A 16478-nucleotide genomic window follows, 5' to 3' on the forward strand; every position below is an offset into this window, starting at 1 on the left:
ATTGCGACGGGGTGAGCGATCACCCTTTCGTGTGCTTTTCACCAAAGACCTCAAGGGAGTTGAGGTCGGCGCCGACAAAGGATGCGTGAGTACCCTTGCGCACACCATGATGACCGCCGCCCGTTCCGCCGACTCCGGCCTCGCGAACCCGGGCGAACTCGACCGCTACCCGTACGCGGAGACGCCCGCCGTCGACCGTGTCGGGGTGCCCTCCTGGGAAGGGGTGGAGCCCGAGCTGGGGCGCGTGGGCCGGCGTACCGCGGGCAACCGTGGCCGCGGACTGCACGGACAACTCGTCCAGCAGCTGGGCCAGATGATCGTTTCCGGCGACCTGGGTGCCGACCGCCCGCTGGTGCCGGAGGAGATCGGGCAGCGTTTCGAGGTCTCCCGCACCGTGGTGCGCGAGTCCCTTCGCGTGCTGGAGGCCAAGGGGCTGGTCAGCGCCCGCCCCAATGTCGGCACCCGGGTGCGCCCCGTCAGTGACTGGAACCTCCTGGATCCGGACATCATCGAATGGCGCGCCTTCGGCCCGCAGCGTGACGACCAGCGCCGCGAGCTGAGCGAGCTGCGCTGGACGATCGAGCCGCTCGCCGCGCGCCTGGCCGCCGGGCACGGGCGCGAGGACGTCCAGCAGAGGCTGTCCGACATGGTCGGGATCATGGGCCACGCCATGGGGCAGGGTGACGCGCTCACCTTCTCGCGCGCGGATGCCGAGTTCCACACCCTGCTCATCCAGATCGCGGGCAACCGGATGCTGGACCACCTCTCCGGGATCGTCTCTGCCGCCCTCCACGTCTCCGGCGGTCCGGTCACGGGCTGTGACCGGCCGAACGACGTGTCGCTCGCCCAGCACGGCAGGATCGTCGACGCCCTCGCCACCGGGGACGGTGCGGCGGCCGAGGCGGCCATGCGCCAACTTCTGACCGTTCACCCCGAGGTGGAACGCGTGGTGCCCGCCCCTCGCGAGCACTGACCGCCTTCCGCCACAACGGCGCGGTCCGGGCACGCCAAACCCCTCCTGTGGCTGTGGCCGGCCATCGCCGTCACCTTCGGGCCCCGCGGAGCCGCTCGCGGTTTCCACGGGGTCCGAAGGTGTGATGAGCAGGCTGAGCCTTCCCCGTGCGGTCGGAAGGTACGAGTTGATGACCTTGTTTATCCGCATTTGATCAACTTTGATCGCTTACGGGGTGTGACTCGGGCCACGCGGATTGGGCGTAACGCTCTTGGGAACAACACGATGACCTAAGAGGTGACAGCCGCGGAGGGAATACGGACGCCGTTCACGGCGCTGTGCATCTCCCCGGCCCGCCCGCACCGTCGGCCCATTCCCAAGCCGGTGGTCGGCCCCTGTCCGCCGTGGACGGGGCCGGAAGCCGTTTTTCAACGTTCCGAGAGGTTGTTCGTGTCGGCCAGCACATCCCGTACGCTCCCGCCGGAGATCGCCGAGTCCGTCTCTGTCATGGCGCTCATTGAGCGGGGAAAGGCTGAGGGGCAGATCGCCGGCGATGACGTGCGTCGGGCCTTCGAAGCTGACCAGATTCCGGCCACTCAGTGGAAGAACGTACTGCGCAGCCTCAACCAGATCCTCGAGGAAGAGGGTGTGACGCTGATGGTCAGTGCCGCAGAGCCCAAGCGCACCCGAAAGAGCGTCGCAGCGAAGAGTCCCGCCAAGCGCACCGCCACGAAGGCGGTCGCGGCCAAGCCGGTGACCAGCAGGAAGGCGGCCGCTCCCGCCGCCCCGGCGGCACCCGCGACCGAGCCCGCCGCCGTCGAGGAAGAGGCGCCCGCCAAGAAGGCGGCGGCCAAGAAGACGACCGCCAAGAAGGCGACGGCGAAGAAGACGACCGCCAAGAAGACGGCGGCCAAGAAGACCACCGCCAAGAAGGAAGACGGCGAGCTTCTCGAGGACGAGGCGACCGAGGAGCCGAAGGCCGCGACGGAGGAGCCCGAGGGCACCGAGAACGCGGGCTTCGTACTGTCCGACGAGGACGAGGACGACGCCCCGGCCCAGCAGGTCGCCGCGGCCGGTGCCACCGCCGACCCGGTCAAGGACTACCTCAAGCAGATCGGCAAGGTCCCCCTGCTCAACGCCGAGCAGGAGGTCGAGCTCGCCAAGCGCATCGAGGCCGGTCTGTTCGCCGAGGACAAGCTGGCGAACTCCGACAAGCTGGCGCCCAAGCTCAAGCGCGAGCTGGAGATCATCGCCGAGGACGGCCGCCGCGCCAAGAACCACCTGCTGGAGGCCAACCTCCGTCTGGTGGTCTCGCTGGCCAAGCGCTACACCGGCCGCGGCATGCTCTTCCTGGACCTCATCCAGGAGGGCAACCTCGGTCTGATCCGCGCCGTGGAGAAGTTCGACTACACCAAGGGCTACAAGTTCTCCACGTACGCCACCTGGTGGATCCGCCAGGCGATCACCCGCGCGATGGCCGACCAGGCCCGCACCATCCGTATCCCGGTGCACATGGTCGAGGTCATCAACAAGCTCGCGCGCGTGCAGCGCCAGATGCTCCAGGACCTGGGCCGCGAGCCCACCCCGGAGGAGCTGGCCAAGGAGCTCGACATGACCCCGGAGAAGGTCATCGAGGTCCAGAAGTACGGTCGCGAGCCCATCTCGCTGCACACGCCGCTGGGCGAGGACGGCGACAGCGAGTTCGGTGACCTCATCGAGGACTCCGAGGCGGTCGTCCCGGCCGACGCGGTCAGCTTCACACTCCTGCAGGAGCAGCTGCACTCCGTTCTCGACACCCTGTCGGAGCGCGAGGCGGGCGTCGTCTCCATGCGCTTCGGACTCACCGACGGTCAGCCGAAGACCCTCGACGAGATCGGCAAGGTGTACGGCGTCACGCGTGAGCGCATCCGCCAGATCGAGTCGAAGACCATGTCCAAGCTGCGTCACCCCTCGCGCTCGCAGGTGCTGCGCGACTACCTCGACTAGGTCGTAGCAGGCAGTACGGACAGGCAGTACGAGCGGACGTACGAGCGACGAAGGCCCGGTCCCGCCAGGTGCGGAACCGGGCCTTCGCGTTGGGCAGCGGGTGCGCGGCACGGCGTACTGGATCACTCTGGGTGTCCCATGACCACCTAGGAGTGAGGAGCCCGCATGCGTCGTCTCTTTGCCCGGACACTGGCCCGGCCGCTGGTGCTGGCGGCCGCGGCGACCGCGATACCGCTGGGGTCCGCCACCCCCGCGGCCGCCGACAGCATCGTCGTCGGAGGTTTTCCGGTCGAGGTGTCCGACAGTCCGTGGACCGTCGCCCTGTCCAGTCGTGACCGGTTCGGGGGTACGCGGGCGGGACAGTTCTGCGGCGGAGTGGCCGTCGGCCGGACCACCGTGCTCACGGCGGCCCACTGCCTGGGGGAGCAGGTTCTCGGGTCGCCGCCGGAACAGGTGGACGACCTGAGGATCATCGCGGGCCGTACCGACCTGCTGTCGGACCGGGGCCAGGAGATCCCCGTCCGCTCCGTGTGGGTGAATCCGGCGCACGACGACGGCAGCAACGCCGGCGACTTCGCGGTGCTCACGCTTTCCGAAGCCCTGCCCGCCGGCTCGGTCATAGGGATGGCGGCGGAAGGCGACCCCGCGTACACCCCGGACACCGGGGCCCTCGTCTACGGCTGGGGGGACACCACGGGCGCCGGAGACTACGCGAACGGCCTGCACGCGTCCCGGGTGCGCGTACTTCCCGACGCGTCCTGCGAGCGGGCGTATCCGGGCAACGACGACGGCCACTACCTCCCGAGCACCATGCTCTGTGCCGGGGAGGAGGCCGGGGGCCGTGACGCCTGTCAGGGGGACAGCGGCGGACCGCTGGTCGGTCGGGGCAGGCTCATCGGTCTCGTGTCCTGGGGGAGTGGCTGCGGGCGCCCGGGCAGTCCCGGGGTGTACACGCGCGTCTCCTCGATACTGCGGACGCTGGGCTGGGACGGCACGGCCGCGCAGCAGCGCGGTGGCGTCTGAGGGCCGCTGAGAGCCTTCCGGGTACGAGCACGGGCGGCCGCCTCCGGGGTCCGGAGGCGGCCGCCCGTTCACCGGCCTGTGCCGATTCGGCTCGTCGTCGGGCGCGTTGAGTCAGCGCTCTTCCTCGGCGGAAGATGCCGGAACGGCCGTCAGCCGCTCCGTCTCGTCCTGTATCTCAGCGGCGATCTTCTTGAGTTCCGGCTCGAACTTGCGACCGTGGTGGGCGCAGAAGAGCAGTTCTCCGCCGCTCAGCAGGACGACGCGCAGGTATGCCTGGGCGCCGCAGCGGTCGCAGCGATCGGCGGCCGTCAGCGGGCTTGCGGAAGTCAGAACAGTAGTCACGTCGCCTCTTCTCTAGCTCGACGAGCTGTCGTACCAGGGTCAACATCCAACCAGCCCCAAAACGTTCCCGCTCGTGGCTTTTCCTCGAAAAAACTTTCCGAGGGGCCGGCTGTTGCCGATTGGCGGCGAATGTGCCGTAGTGCGTGTCTTTGTGTCGTACGGGTTCGCGCAGTCGGTCAGTGTCGGTCCCGCCGGCTGGGTTGCCGGTTTGTTCATGAGGACGTGCCCGGAGCCTAAATGGTTCATGCGTCGAAGGGAACGTGATGTGTACTTCACCCCATCGAGGGATCGAACAGGCATGCGACACTGGACTAGGGTGAGTGCGAGACGAGGGTGGCGTTACAACGGCTCTACCAGGCCTCGGTACCCTCTGACCGGTGAACAGAGCCGCGCCCTTACCCAGCGGGGCCCCATCTGAAATTCAGCGAGGAGCGAACCGCGTGACCGCCGAGACATCCGTGCCGTCCACTGCGCTGCTGGCAGGAGCAGACCGGGACGGATCCAACTACACCGCGCGGCACCTGCTCGTCCTCGAGGGGCTCGAGGCCGTGCGCAAGCGTCCGGGCATGTACATCGGATCGACCGACAGCCGTGGCCTGATGCACTGCCTGTGGGAGATCATCGACAACTCCGTCGACGAGGCCCTGGGTGGTTACTGCGACCACATCGAAGTGATCCTCCACGACGACGCCTCGGTGGAGGTCCGGGACAACGGCCGGGGCATCCCGGTCGACGTCGAGCCCAAGACCGGCCTGTCCGGCGTCGAGGTCGTCATGACCAAGCTGCACGCCGGCGGCAAGTTTGGCGGTGGCGCCTACGCCGCCTCCGGCGGTCTGCACGGTGTCGGCGCCTCCGTGGTGAACGCCCTGTCCGCCCGCCTGGACATCGAGGTCGACCTCGGCGGGCACACCCACGCCATCAGCTTCCGGCGCGGGGTCCCGGGGACGTTCGCGAAGGCCGGACCGGACGCGAAGTTCGAGGCCGGGAGCGGGCTGCGCAAGGTGAAGAAGGTGCCCAAGAGCCGCAGGGGCACGCGCGTGCGGTACTGGGCGGACCGCCAGATCTTCCTCAAGGACGCGAAGCTCTCCCTGGACACCCTGCACCAGCGGGCCCGCCAGACCGCGTTCCTGGTGCCCGGACTGACGATCGTCGTCCGCGACGAGTTCGGTCTCGGCGACGGCGGCAGCAAGGGCGAGGAGTCCTTCCGCTTCGACGGGGGCATCAGCGAGTTCTGCGAGTTCCTGGCCGCCGACCGGCCCGTCTGCGACGTCCTGCGCTTCAGCGGGCAGGGCAGCTTCAAGGAGACCGTCCCAGTCCTGGACGAGGACGGTCAGATGACGCCCAGCGAGGTCACCCGCGACCTCGGTGTCGACGTCGCACTGCGCTGGGGCACCGGTTACGACACCACGGTCAGATCATTCGTCAACATCATCGCCACGCCCAAGGGCGGCACGCACGTCGCCGGCTTCGAGCAGGCCGTGGCCAAGACGATGAACGAGGTGCTGCGCACCAAGAAGATGCTGCGCGTCGCCGAGGACGACATCGTCAAGGACGACGCCCTGGAAGGGCTGACCGCGGTCGTCACCGTCCGCCTCGCCGAGCCGCAGTTCGAGGGCCAGACCAAGGAGGTCCTCGGCACCTCGGCGGCCCGCCGGATCGTGAACAGCGTGATCAGCAGGGAACTGAAGGCGTTCCTCACCTCGACCAAGCGTGACGCGGCCCAGCAGGCCCGGGTGGTCATGGAGAAGGCCGTCGCCGCGGCCCGCACCCGTATCGCGGCGCGCCAGCACAAGGACGCCCAGCGCCGCAAGACGGCCCTGGAGTCGTCGTCGCTGCCCGCGAAGCTCGCCGACTGCCGCAGCGACGACGTCGACCGCAGCGAGCTGTTCATCGTCGAGGGCGACTCCGCGCTGGGCACCGCCAAGCTCGCCCGCAACTCCGAGTTCCAGGCGCTGCTGCCGATCCGGGGCAAGATCCTCAACGTCCAGAAGTCGTCCGTGACGGACATGCTGAAGAACGCCGAGTGCGGGGCGATCATCCAGGTCATAGGAGCCGGGTCGGGCCGTACCTTCGACATCGACGCGGCCCGCTACGGCAAGATCATCATGATGACCGACGCCGATGTGGACGGCTCCCACATCCGGACCCTGCTGCTGACCCTCTTCCACCGCTACATGCGGCCCATGGTCGAGGCCGGCCGGGTGTTCGCCGCGGTGCCGCCGCTGCACCGCATCGAGCTGGTCCAGCCGAAGAAGGGCCAGGACAAGTACGTCTACACGTACTCGGACCGCGAGCTGCGCGACAAGCTCATGGAGTTCCAGAGCAAGAACATCCGGTACAAGGACTCCATCCAGCGCTACAAGGGCCTCGGTGAGATGGACGCCGACCAGCTGGCGGAGACCACCATGGACCCGCGCCGCCGGACCCTGCGCCGGATCAACCTGACCGACCTGGACTCCGCCGAGCAGGTCTTCGACCTGCTGATGGGCAACGACGTCGCACCCCGCAAGGAGTTCATCTCCAGCTCGGCGGCGACGCTGGACCGGTCGCGCATCGACGCGTGAGGCGGCTCGGCCGCCGGACCGGGCCCGGGAGCGTGAACCGGGCCCGGTCCGGCGGCTGCGGTCCGTCGTCCTCTCCACCTCTGGGTGGAGTGCCGCACCAGGCAGAGCTCCACCCATGATCCACCCGGACTCCGATCCCGTGACCTCGTACTTTCCGTAACGTCGAAGGCGTCGGCGGGACTCCGCCGGCATCACCCTTCTTCCGCTCACGGAGGCACGATGTCCGGGCTCGTCGACGCGTTGGTCATCACGGCGGTGGCGGGCCTGGTGATCACCCGGCAGTTCCGCGCGAGCCGGATCGACACCGGCCGACGCCAGTGGGTGCTGCCCGTGGTGCTGGGCATCGTCGCGCTGCGCGAACCGGGCATGCTCGACGCCCACCACCACACGGCCGCTCTGCTGCTGTTCGCCGCCGAGGTGATCGTCGGTCTGCTCACCGGCGCCGGGTGGGCCCGGACCACCCGGATATGGGTCGAGGCCGACGGGGCGGTGTGGAGCAGGGGCACCAGGGCGAGCGTCGCCGTGTGGGGCGGCGGAATCGCGCTGCGCGCCGGCCTCTACGGGATCGGTGCGGTCCTGGGAGTGCGACAGGACGGCTCCGCCCTGCTGTTCGCCCTGGCGGTCACCCTGCTGGTCCGGTCCGGCGTCCTGGCCTGGCGCGTTCAGGACCCACGCCCGGCCGGAGCACCTGGTCCCGCGTACCGTGACGCCGTGCCCCGGCCCACCTGGAAGGAGCCCGCGTGACGGAGAACATCTGGACGAGGTGGCCTTCCAGGGAGGCACTCCTGCCCGAGAGCGTCTCCCGGCCCCGCCGCCTGCTCACCGGGGCGGTGCGCCTGGTGGTGTCCGGGACGCTGCTGTGGGGTGCGTTCACCAGCAGTCGCCTGCACGGGTGGGGATCGGCCGCGGCGGCCGTCGGCCTCGTGGCCGCCGTGTGCGCGGCATGGGCCTTCTTCCGGACCACGCTCGCGCACCGGCTGTGGCCGTCCCTGGCACTCGTGGTCGTCCTGCTCGCGATCGCGGTGGCCGCCCGTTCCGTCGGCTTCGGTGTCCCCGCACTGGTCATCTGGTGCGGCTGCGCCGTCGTGGCCCTGGAACGACTGCCCATCGCGGCCGCGCTGCCCGTGGCCTCGGTCGCGCTGGCCTCCTACGCCGCGGTCAGCGACGACGCGTGGCTGACCACGGCGGCGACGGCCGGCGGCCTGGCGCTGGCCGGATACGTCCTGCGACTGGACGCCGAGGCACGGGGGAGCGCGCAGCGGCTGCTGACCCAGGAGCGGGCCGCCCGGACGGCCGAGGCGGAGACCGCGGCACTCGCGGAGCGGGCCCGTATCGCCCGGGAGATCCACGACGTGCTGGCGCACAGCCTCTCGGCGCAGATGGTGCACCTGGAGGCGGCCCGACTGCTCATCGAGCGGGACGCGGACCGGCAGCAGATCCTGGACCGGGTGGTGGCGGCGCGGGGGATGGCCCGCGACGGACTCGCCGAGACCCGACAGGCGCTGTCCGCGCTGCGCGGCGACCTGACGCCGCTGGAGAACTTCCTGGCCCAGCTCGTCGAGACGGCAGGCGGCACGGCGAAGGTCACCATTACGGGCGAACGCAGACCGCTGTCGGCCGAGGCGTCTCAGGCCGTGCGCAGGGTGGCCCAGGAGGCGCTGACGAACGCCCGCAGGCACGCCCCCGGCGCCGGCGTGCGGGTGCGGCTGGACTACGCCGCCCACGAAGTGGTGCTGGACGTGCGGGATTCGGGAGGCCCGCCCGGCGAAGACACCGGCTCCGGAGGTGGGTACGGTCTGCTGGGCATGCGGGAGCGTGCCGAGCTGCTGGGCGGTTCGCTGCGGGCAGGGCCGGGCGAGGAGGGGTTCGTGGTGACGCTGAAGGTGCCCGTATGAGTGAGGAGCCCGGAAAGAGGCCCGCGCGGGTGGTGGTCGCGGACGACCAGACCGTGGTGCGCGAGGGGATCGTGATGCTGCTCGGACTCCTGCCCGGCGTGGATGTGGTGGGCGCCGCCGGTGACGGCGAGGAGGCGGTCCGGCTCGTCGCCGAACTCGCTCCGGACGTGGTGCTCATGGACCTGCGCATGCCCAGGTGCGACGGGGTGGAGGCCACCCGCCGGATCCGGTCCGAGTACCCCGGTACGCAGGTCGTCGTGCTGACGACGTACGCGGACGACGAGTCGCTGTTCCCGGCGTTGCACGCGGGGGCGCGTGGCTATCTCACCAAGGACGCGGGCGGCGACGAGATCGTCCGGGCGGTGCACAGCGTCCTGTCCGGGGACGCGGGACTTGCGCCGAGCATCCAACGACGCCTGCTGGAGCGCCTGTCCGAGTCCGAGTCCGAGCCCCGGCCGACCGGACCCCCCGAGCCCCCGGACGGGCTCACCACCCGGGAGACCGAGGTGCTGGTACTCATCGCAGAGGGGCTCAGCAACCACCAGATCGCGAGCAGACTGCAGGTCTCCACGGCCACGGTGAAGACCCACATCAACAACCTGTTCGCCAAGACGGGCCTCAAGGACCGTGCACAGGCGGTGCGTTACGCCTATGGGAAGGGGCTGGTGCGGCCACCAACGGGATGAATCACCTGATGGGGTGAAACGCGTGGGGAAGAAGAGTCGGGGATCTTCCCGTTCTGTCCATCCTTGGGCATGCAGTCAAGCAACGATCCGCCCCGCGGCGCCGGGGGCGGTCCGGAAAGCGCGGCCGACCACCGCGCCGTGCCGGGCAGGGCCTACGTCGAGACGGCCCGGGGGGCGCGGTACGACGGCCCGCGGTACGACGACCCGTGGTACGACGCCCTCGCCTCCGGCTGGGGCGAGGCGGCCGGTCCCGCGGCCCCCGAGCCGGCGGTGCCACCGATGCGTCGGGACGCCCCGGCGGAGCCGCACCGGGCCGCCGCCGACGTGTACCTGGAGGTCCAGCGCAGCGCGGCCTTCCAGGAGGTCCGCAGCCGGTACCGGAGGTTCGTGGTGCCGGCGGTCACCGGCTTCTTCCTCTGGTACCTCGCCTACGTGGTGGCCGCCACGTCGGCGCCCGCCCTGATGGCCCGACCGGTGGCCGGTGCGGTGAACGTGGCGATGGTCGCGGGACTCGGGCAGTTCCTGACCACGTTCCTGCTCACCTGGGCCTACGCCCGCCACGCCCGGCTGCGCAGGGACCGGGCCGCGCTCGAACTGCGCTGGGACACCCAGGAGCTGACGCGCGGAGTGCGAGGCGATGCGTCGTGACGGGCGATCACCAGACGCTGGCCCTGCTGCTGTTCAGCACGTTCGTCGCCGTCACCCTCGGGATCACCACCTGGGTGGGCCGCCACCGGCAGGGATCCGCCGAGGAGTTCTACGCCGGCGGGCGCCTCTTCTCCCCGATGGAGAATGGTTTTGCCATCTCCGGCGACTACATGTCGGCCGCATCCTTCCTCGGTATCTCGGGGCTCATCGCGCTCAACGGGTACGACGGCATGCTCTACTCGGTGGGATTCCTGGTGGCCTGGCTCGTGGTCCTGTTCCTCGTCGCCGAACTGGTCCGCAACTGCGGACGGTTCACCCTCGCCGACGTCGTGGCCGCCCGGATGAGGGAGCGGCCGGTGCGCATCGCGGCGGGGACCTCCTCGGTCACCGTCTCCGTCCTGTACCTGGTGGCACAGATGGTGGGCGCGGGCAGCCTGGTCGCGCTGCTGCTGGGCGGGACGAGCGAGGCGGCGCGGACATGGACCGTCATCGGTGTCGGCGCCCTCATGGTGATCTACGTGTCGCTGGGCGGGATGCGCGCCACCACCTGGATCCAGATCGTGAAGGCGGTCCTGCTGCTCGGCGGCACCGTGGCGCTGACCACGCTCGTCCTGGTGCGCTTCCACGGCGACGTCGACCGGCTGCTGCGCACGGCGGCCGAGCGCAGTGGCCACGGTGAGGCGTTCCTCGCGCCCGGCCTGGCCTACGGCGGGGACTGGGTCTCCCGCTTCGACTTCATCAGCCTGGGACTCGCCCTGGTCCTGGGTACGGCCGGGCTGCCGCACATCCTGTCCCGCTTCTACACCGTGCCCACCGCGCGGGCGGCGAGGCGGTCGGTGGTCTGGTCGATCGGTCTCATCGGCGGCTTCTACCTGATGACGATCGTGCTGGGATTCGGTGCCGCCGCCCTGGTCGGGCCGGACGCCGTGCGCGCGTCCAACGCCGCCGGGAACACGGCGGTGCCGCTGCTCGCCCTCGATCTGGGCGGCGGCGCGCAGTCCACCGGCGGGACGGTCCTGTTCGCCGTCGTCGCCGCCGTCGCGTTCGCCACCATCCTCGCGGTGGTGGCCGGCATCACCCTGGCGTCCTCGGCGTCCGTGGCCCACGACCTGTACGCGTCCTTGCGGCGCCGCAACTCCAAGCCGCGCAGCGAGGTCGCCGTGGCGCGGGTCGCCGCCGTCGGCATCGGCGCCGTCGCGATCGGGCTCGGCCTGCTCGCCCGCGACCTCAACGTCGCGTTCCTGGTGGGCCTCGCCTTCGCCGTGGCCGCCTCCGCCAACCTGCCGGTGCTGCTCTACTCGCTGTTCTGGCGCGGCTTCACCACGCGCGGCGCGGTCTGGGCGGTCTACGGCGGTCTGGTGCCGTCCGTGCTGCTCGTGCTGCTGTCCCCGGTGGTCTCCGGCAGCCCGCAGTCGCTCTTCCCGGACCTGGACTTCCAGTGCTTCCCGTTGCAGAACCCGGGCCTCGTCTCGATCCCGCTCGGCTTCGTCGCCGGCTGGCTGGGCACGGTGACCTCCCGGGAGGTCCCGGACGAGGCCAGGCACGCCGAGACCGAGGTGCGGTCGCTGACCGGGGCGGGGGCCGTGTAGGGACGGCGCCGGCGGCTCCCGGTGGCCGGCGGTCGTCTCAGGTGCGGGTCGCCCACGCGTAACGGTGCTCGGGGCGGCCCGCCTCACCGTACTTGAGGGTCAGTACGGCCCGTCCGGTGCGTTCCAGGAGCTTCAGATAGCGCTGCGCGGTCTGGCGGCTCACGCCGGTCCGCTCGGCGATCTCCTGGGCGGAGAGCGGTCCGTCGGCCTTCAGCAGGCACTGGCGTACCAGCTCGGCGGTGGTGGGGGAGTGGCCCTTGGGCAGCCCGGGTTCGGAGGGTGCCGACAGGGCGCCGAAGATCCGGTCGACCTCGGCCTGCTCCGCCTCACCGCCCCCGTCGAGGGTGCGGCGCAGTTCGGCGTACGCCGCCAGCTTGCCGCGCAGACCGGCGAAGGCGAACGGTTTCACCAGGTACTGGAGCGCCCCCTGACGCATCGCCGCCTGCACGGTCGACACGTCCCGGGCGGCCGTCACCATGATCACGTCGGTCTGGCGTCCCCGTCGCCGCATCTCCTGGACGACCTCCAGACCGGTCCGGTCGGGCAGGTAGTGGTCCAGCAGGATCAGGTCCAGGCGGGGCAGCCGCTCCACCGCGTCCAGCGCCTCCAGCGCGCTGTGCGCCTCACCGGCGACGTGGAAGCCCGGCACCTTCTCGACGTACGCGGCGTTGACGCGCGCGACGCGCGTGTCGTCGTCCACGACCAGGACCTCGATCATCGGGACTCCTCCTCGGCAGCGGTGGTCACAGGGGCGGCGAGGGCGGGTTCCGGGGCCGCCTCGGTCAGCGCCTCCGGAAGGACGACGACGAACTCCGCGCCCCCGCCGTACGCCTCCCCGACGGTCGCGCTGCCGCCCTGCCGCTCGGCCAGGCGGCGCACCAGCGGCAGTCCGATGCCACGCTCGCGGTGGGTGGGCGGCTCCTTGGTGGACCAGCCCGCGGCGAACACCAGCTCACGGTGGTCGGCCGCGATCCCGGGCCCCGTGTCGCGCACCGTGAGCGTGGCGGCCCGCCCCTCGGCCCGCAGTTCGACCTCCACGCGCGCGTGCGCCGTCCCCGCGGCGGCGTCGAGCGCGTTGTCCACCAGGTTGCCGACGATCGTCACGAGCCCCCGCGGATCGACCAGGCGGTCCGGCAACCGGGTCCGGTCCGAGACCCACAGGGCGACTCCGCGTTCGGCCGCGACGGTGGCCTTGCCGACCAGGAGGGCGGCGAGCAGCGGGTCATGGATCCGCTCGGTGATCTGCTCCGCGGTGACCCGGTGGTCGCCGACCACCTCGCCGACGAACTCCACGGCGTCGTCGTACATCTCCAGTTCGAGCAGGCCCAGCAGGGTGTGCATGCGGTTGGCGTGTTCGTGGTCCTGGGCGCGCAGCGCGTCGATCAGGCCGCGCGTGGAGTCCAGCTCCCGGCCGAGCTGGTCCAGCTCGGTGCGGTCACGCAGGGTGGCCACGGCGCCGCCGTCGTCGGTGGGCATCCGGTTGGCGACCAGGACCCGCCGGCCGCGCACGGTCAGCAGGTCGGTGCCGGTCACCCGGCCGGTCAGCACGTCGGCCGTGCGTCCCGCGCCGAGCGCCTCGTCGGGGGAGCGGCCGACGGCCTCGCCGCCGATGCCGAGCAGGCGCTGCGCCTCGTCGTTGAGCAGCCGCACGCGGCCGCCCCGGTCGAGGGCGACGACGCCCTCCCGGATGCCGTGCAGCATGGCCTCCCGTTCGGCCAGCAGCCCCGCGATGTCGGAGAAGGCCAGGTCCCGGGTCTGCCGCTGCACCCGGCGCGAGATGATCCAGGAGGCCAGGGCGCCGACGGCCAGTGCGCCGCCGGCGTACGCGAACAGGCCGGGAATGGCGTGGATCAGCCGCGCCCGGACGCTGTCGTAGGCGATGCCCACCGAGACCGCCCCGACGATCTCGCCGTCGCCGTCGCGCAGGGGCACCTTCCCGCGGGCGGAGCGGCCCAGGGTGCCGTCGTCGATCTCCATGACCTCGCGCCCGGCCAGGGCCTGCCCCGGGTCGGTCGAGACGACCTCGCCGATGCGTTCCGGGTCGGTGTGCGACCAGCGCACGCCCTGCCGGTCCATCACGACCACGTACTCCGCCCTGGTGGCCTCCCGGACCCGCTCCGCCTCCCGCTGCACCGGGCCGTTCGCCGTCGGCCGGGTGGTCCGCAGGTCCCGCACGACCTGCGGCTGCTGCGCGGTGGTCTGCGCGATCGCCAGCGCCCGGCGCATCGCCTGGTCGTCCAGCTGGTCCCCGAGCGGCGCCAGGAACAGCCCGGTCGCGAGTACCGCGACGCCCGCGGCGATCGCCAGCTGCATCAGCAGCACCTGTGAGAACACCCGCCGCGGCAGGCCCAGGCGCAGTCGGCGGACGGGGGGAGTGGAGCTCATGGCCATGACGGTACGTGGGGCCGGTGGCATGCCGTAGCGGGGTGTGGCGCGTATCTCCCGCCAGGGGCGTGCATCGCCCGCGGGGTCAGCTCGCCAGCGCCGCCGTCACCGGCAGGGCGCGCACCGCCGTGACCTCCATCCGCGCCGGCGAGCCCAGTACCGACGCCGCGCAGCTCTCCGGTCGCGGCGGCCCGGACGCCCCTTGTACGACGGTGACCCGCCAGTGCCGGCCGTCGCGGTGCGCCAGGGTCACCTCCCAGCGCGGTGCGGCGCCGTCCGTGCGTACGACGGTCAGTGCCTGGGCCGTGTCCTCGCCGAGGGCCGATCGCAGGGCCAGCTCGGCCGCCTGGCCGGGGCGGTCCCACGCGGAGTTCCCGCGGCAGCCCTCGATGACGATCCGGTCCTCCCGTGCGCCGTGCAGGATCTCCTTGACGGTGTGGGCCTGGACCCGGCCGTAGACGTATCCGTGGGGCAGCACGAGCACGGTCGGCGAGAAGCGGTGCCCGCCCAGGTGGGTGACTTCCCAGACGCCGTCGGCTCCGGAGGCGGCGAGTTCGGCCGCCAGGGGCCTGCCGAGGAGAGCGCAGCACCGGTCGCGCCTGCCGTTGGTGCAGACGAGGGCGAGCGGATCGCCCGCGTGGGGGCGGCCGTCCAGCACCGAGTCGAAGGCGCGGTGGTCGCCCCGGCCGAGCGCCGCGAAATCGAGGCCGAGCAGGCGACGGGGATCTGTGACCGTGGTGCCGTGCAGCCATACGTTTCCCGGCACGGTGTGGGCCGCGTACACCCTGCGTGCGGCGGTCGTGCCCCGGTCCGCGTGGCGCCCGGGACGCCGCACGAGCGCGATGCGCACGCCCGTCCCCTTGGCCGCCGCGTCGAGGGCACGCCCCAGCGCGGGGTCCAGGTGGCTCGAAGTGAGCGCCTTGGCGCCCCACGGGCCGGGCTGTTCGAGCAGCAACCAGGTCCTCGCGACGGGTGCGGTGCCCGAAACGGGCTCGTCGAGGTCCCGGGAGACGGTTGAGCACGTACTCACAGAGGTGAGCCTAACCTGACTTCGCCCCCGGCGGCTTCCAGCCGCGCCTGAGCACTACTCCGGCAGCGGCCGCGGGGGCCTCGGACCCGTGTACAGCCCACTCGGCCGCATCCGCAGCGGGCGCTCCCCGTACTCCTCCAGGGCATGCGCGATCCAGCCCGCCGTGCGGGCCACGGCGAAGATCGTCTCGGCCGCGGTGGAGGCCATGCCGGAGGACACGGTGAGCACGGCGAGCGCCAGGTCGACATTGGCGTGCAGCGGGGTGTGGCGGGCGGCGGTGGCCTGGACGTCCCGGGCCGCCGCGAGCGCGGGCGCCGCCCGGGGGATGTCCTCCAGGAGCGCGAACAGGGCACGCGCGCGTGGGTCCTCACCTGGATAGAGCCGGTGGCCGAGCCCCGGGACGCGGCGGCCGGCCCGCAGTTCCTCCGCGACCACCGGCGCCGCGCTGCCCAGATCGAGAACCTCCAGCAGCATCCGGTGCGCGAGTCCCCCCGCGGCACCGTGCAGCGGTCCCTCGATCACACCGAGCCCGGCGGAGACGGCGGCGTAGGCGTGCGCCCGCGCCGACGCGGCGACGCGCACGGCCAGCGTGGAGGCCGCCAGATCGTGGTCGACGAGGAGTCCGAGCGCCGTGTCCAGCGCCCGCAGCGTCGGCTCGTCGGCCTGCTGCCCGCTGAGCCGGGTCCACAGGCGGTGGGCGATCGGGTCCCGGTCGTGCCCGTCGCGCAGTACGGGGGGAAGCGCGGCGACGAGGGTGGGAATGAGGACGCGCGCCGTGCCCAGCACCGCGTCCTCGGACAGGTCGAAACGGAGCGGGTCCGTGACCGCCGCGGCGATCGCCGCGACACGGAGCCGGTCCGCGGGCCCGGCGTGTTCGGGCAGGGCGTCGACGGCCCGGCGGGCGACGGCGACGGAGGACTCGGGGGCCGAGAACGCGGCGCCGGGACGCAGCTCCCCGGTCCAGAGCCACTCGGCCACCTCCTCGTAGGTGTGGCGCGCGGCCAGTTCGACCGCGTCGACGCCCCGGTAGGAGAACCGGTCGTTCTCGATGAGCGTGAGGCGGGTCCGCACGGTCAGCTCCTGACCGGCGGCCGAGGCCGGGTTCGTGCCGCCGTCGCGCCGGTTGCGCCGGGCGAGGGCCCGCACCTCGTCGGCGTCGAAGGTGCTGCCCCGGGAACCGGGCGCGCGTCGGCTGCCGAGCTGGCCGCGGCTGACGTACGCATACACGGTCTCGGGCTTCACCCCGAGCAGTTCGGCCGCCTCCCTGGTGGTCAGGCGCGGCTCGCTGTCTGCGGGGTGGTGGGGCTCGTGATCGCGCATGAGGTCACCGTATCGATCGGAGGCGGTCCGTGTTGAGTCGCCGCAATACTAAGCATTG

The 16478-nt window shown here is 71.6% G+C and carries 14 protein-coding genes; 9 read left to right on the plus strand and 5 right to left on the minus strand.

Annotated features, from left to right (window positions below):
- The first annotated feature begins 85 nt into the window (after positions 1-85).
- From whiH to ACH4D3_RS00400, 3 genes are all read left to right on the plus strand, one after another.
- Positions 86-973, plus strand: a complete 888-nt coding sequence (gene whiH, locus ACH4D3_RS00390; protein WP_398314808.1) for a sporulation transcriptional regulator WhiH — start codon at positions 86-88, stop codon at positions 971-973.
- 429 nt (positions 974-1402) lie between these two features.
- Entirely contained in the window at positions 1403-2938 is a 1536-nt protein-coding gene (locus tag ACH4D3_RS00395; protein ID WP_385360155.1) for an RNA polymerase sigma factor, read from the plus strand.
- A gap of 165 nt (positions 2939-3103) precedes the next feature.
- Positions 3104-3961 (plus strand): S1 family peptidase, encoded by an 858-nt coding sequence (locus tag ACH4D3_RS00400; RefSeq protein ID WP_398314811.1) that lies wholly within the window; start codon positions 3104-3106, stop codon positions 3959-3961.
- Positions 3962-4072: 111 nt separating this feature from the next.
- Here the strand turns inward: ACH4D3_RS00400 and ACH4D3_RS00405 are convergent, their stop codons facing one another.
- The gene (locus tag ACH4D3_RS00405) at positions 4073-4303 is read right to left on the minus strand and encodes a hypothetical protein (protein ID WP_007445070.1); all 231 of its coding nucleotides are present in this window, start codon (positions 4301-4303) and stop codon (positions 4073-4075) included.
- 440 nt (positions 4304-4743) lie between these two features.
- Between ACH4D3_RS00405 and ACH4D3_RS00410 the strand changes: the two genes are divergently transcribed.
- The 6 genes from ACH4D3_RS00410 to ACH4D3_RS00435 all read left to right on the plus strand — a co-directional run bounded on the left by ACH4D3_RS00410 (position 4744) and on the right by ACH4D3_RS00435 (position 11685).
- Complete coding sequence (locus ACH4D3_RS00410) at positions 4744-6867, plus strand: type IIA DNA topoisomerase subunit B (protein ID WP_391908874.1); 2124 nt, start codon at positions 4744-4746, stop codon at positions 6865-6867.
- 219 nt (positions 6868-7086) lie between these two features.
- Positions 7087-7611 carry a DUF1453 domain-containing protein gene (locus ACH4D3_RS00415; RefSeq protein WP_398314813.1) on the plus strand — a complete coding sequence of 175 codons (525 nt, stop codon included), beginning with the start codon at positions 7087-7089 and terminating at the stop codon, positions 7609-7611.
- Complete coding sequence (locus ACH4D3_RS00420; protein WP_398314815.1) at positions 7608-8762, plus strand: sensor histidine kinase; 1155 nt, start codon at positions 7608-7610, stop codon at positions 8760-8762. Before ACH4D3_RS00415 ends, ACH4D3_RS00420 begins: the two co-directional genes overlap by 4 nt.
- Entirely contained in the window at positions 8759-9448 is a 690-nt protein-coding gene (locus ACH4D3_RS00425; protein ID WP_398314817.1) for a response regulator, read from the plus strand. The genes ACH4D3_RS00420 and ACH4D3_RS00425 overlap by 4 nt, the downstream gene beginning before the upstream one ends.
- A 69-nt stretch (positions 9449-9517) precedes the next feature.
- Positions 9518-10096 carry a DUF485 domain-containing protein gene (locus ACH4D3_RS00430; RefSeq protein ID WP_398314819.1) on the plus strand — a complete coding sequence of 193 codons (579 nt, stop codon included), beginning with the start codon at positions 9518-9520 and terminating at the stop codon, positions 10094-10096.
- Entirely contained in the window at positions 10093-11685 is a 1593-nt protein-coding gene (locus ACH4D3_RS00435; RefSeq protein ID WP_398314821.1) for a cation acetate symporter, read from the plus strand. Before ACH4D3_RS00430 ends, ACH4D3_RS00435 begins: the two co-directional genes overlap by 4 nt.
- 37 nt (positions 11686-11722) lie before the next feature.
- Here the strand turns inward: ACH4D3_RS00435 and ACH4D3_RS00440 are convergent, their stop codons facing one another.
- The 4 genes from ACH4D3_RS00440 to ACH4D3_RS00455 all read right to left on the minus strand — a co-directional run bounded on the left by ACH4D3_RS00440 (position 11723) and on the right by ACH4D3_RS00455 (position 16420).
- On the minus strand, positions 11723-12403 hold the full coding sequence (locus ACH4D3_RS00440) for a response regulator (RefSeq protein ID WP_398314823.1): 681 nt from the start codon (positions 12401-12403) through the stop codon (positions 11723-11725).
- On the minus strand, positions 12400-14070 hold the full coding sequence (locus tag ACH4D3_RS00445; RefSeq protein ID WP_398314825.1) for an ATP-binding protein: 1671 nt from the start codon (positions 14068-14070) through the stop codon (positions 12400-12402). Before ACH4D3_RS00445 ends, ACH4D3_RS00440 begins: the two co-directional genes overlap by 4 nt.
- 85 nt (positions 14071-14155) lie before the next feature.
- On the minus strand, positions 14156-15100 hold the full coding sequence (locus ACH4D3_RS00450) for a sucrase ferredoxin (protein ID WP_398314827.1): 945 nt from the start codon (positions 15098-15100) through the stop codon (positions 14156-14158).
- 54 nt (positions 15101-15154) lie between these two features.
- Positions 15155-16420: a citrate synthase gene (locus ACH4D3_RS00455; RefSeq protein ID WP_398314829.1), complete on the minus strand. Its 1266-nt coding sequence runs from the start codon at positions 16418-16420 to the stop codon at positions 15155-15157.
- Positions 16421-16478: the final 58 nt, after the last annotated feature.

This window comes from Streptomyces sp. NPDC018026, assembly GCF_044327745.1.
GTDB classification, from domain to species: domain Bacteria; phylum Actinomycetota; class Actinomycetes; order Streptomycetales; family Streptomycetaceae; genus Streptomyces; species Streptomyces rubrogriseus.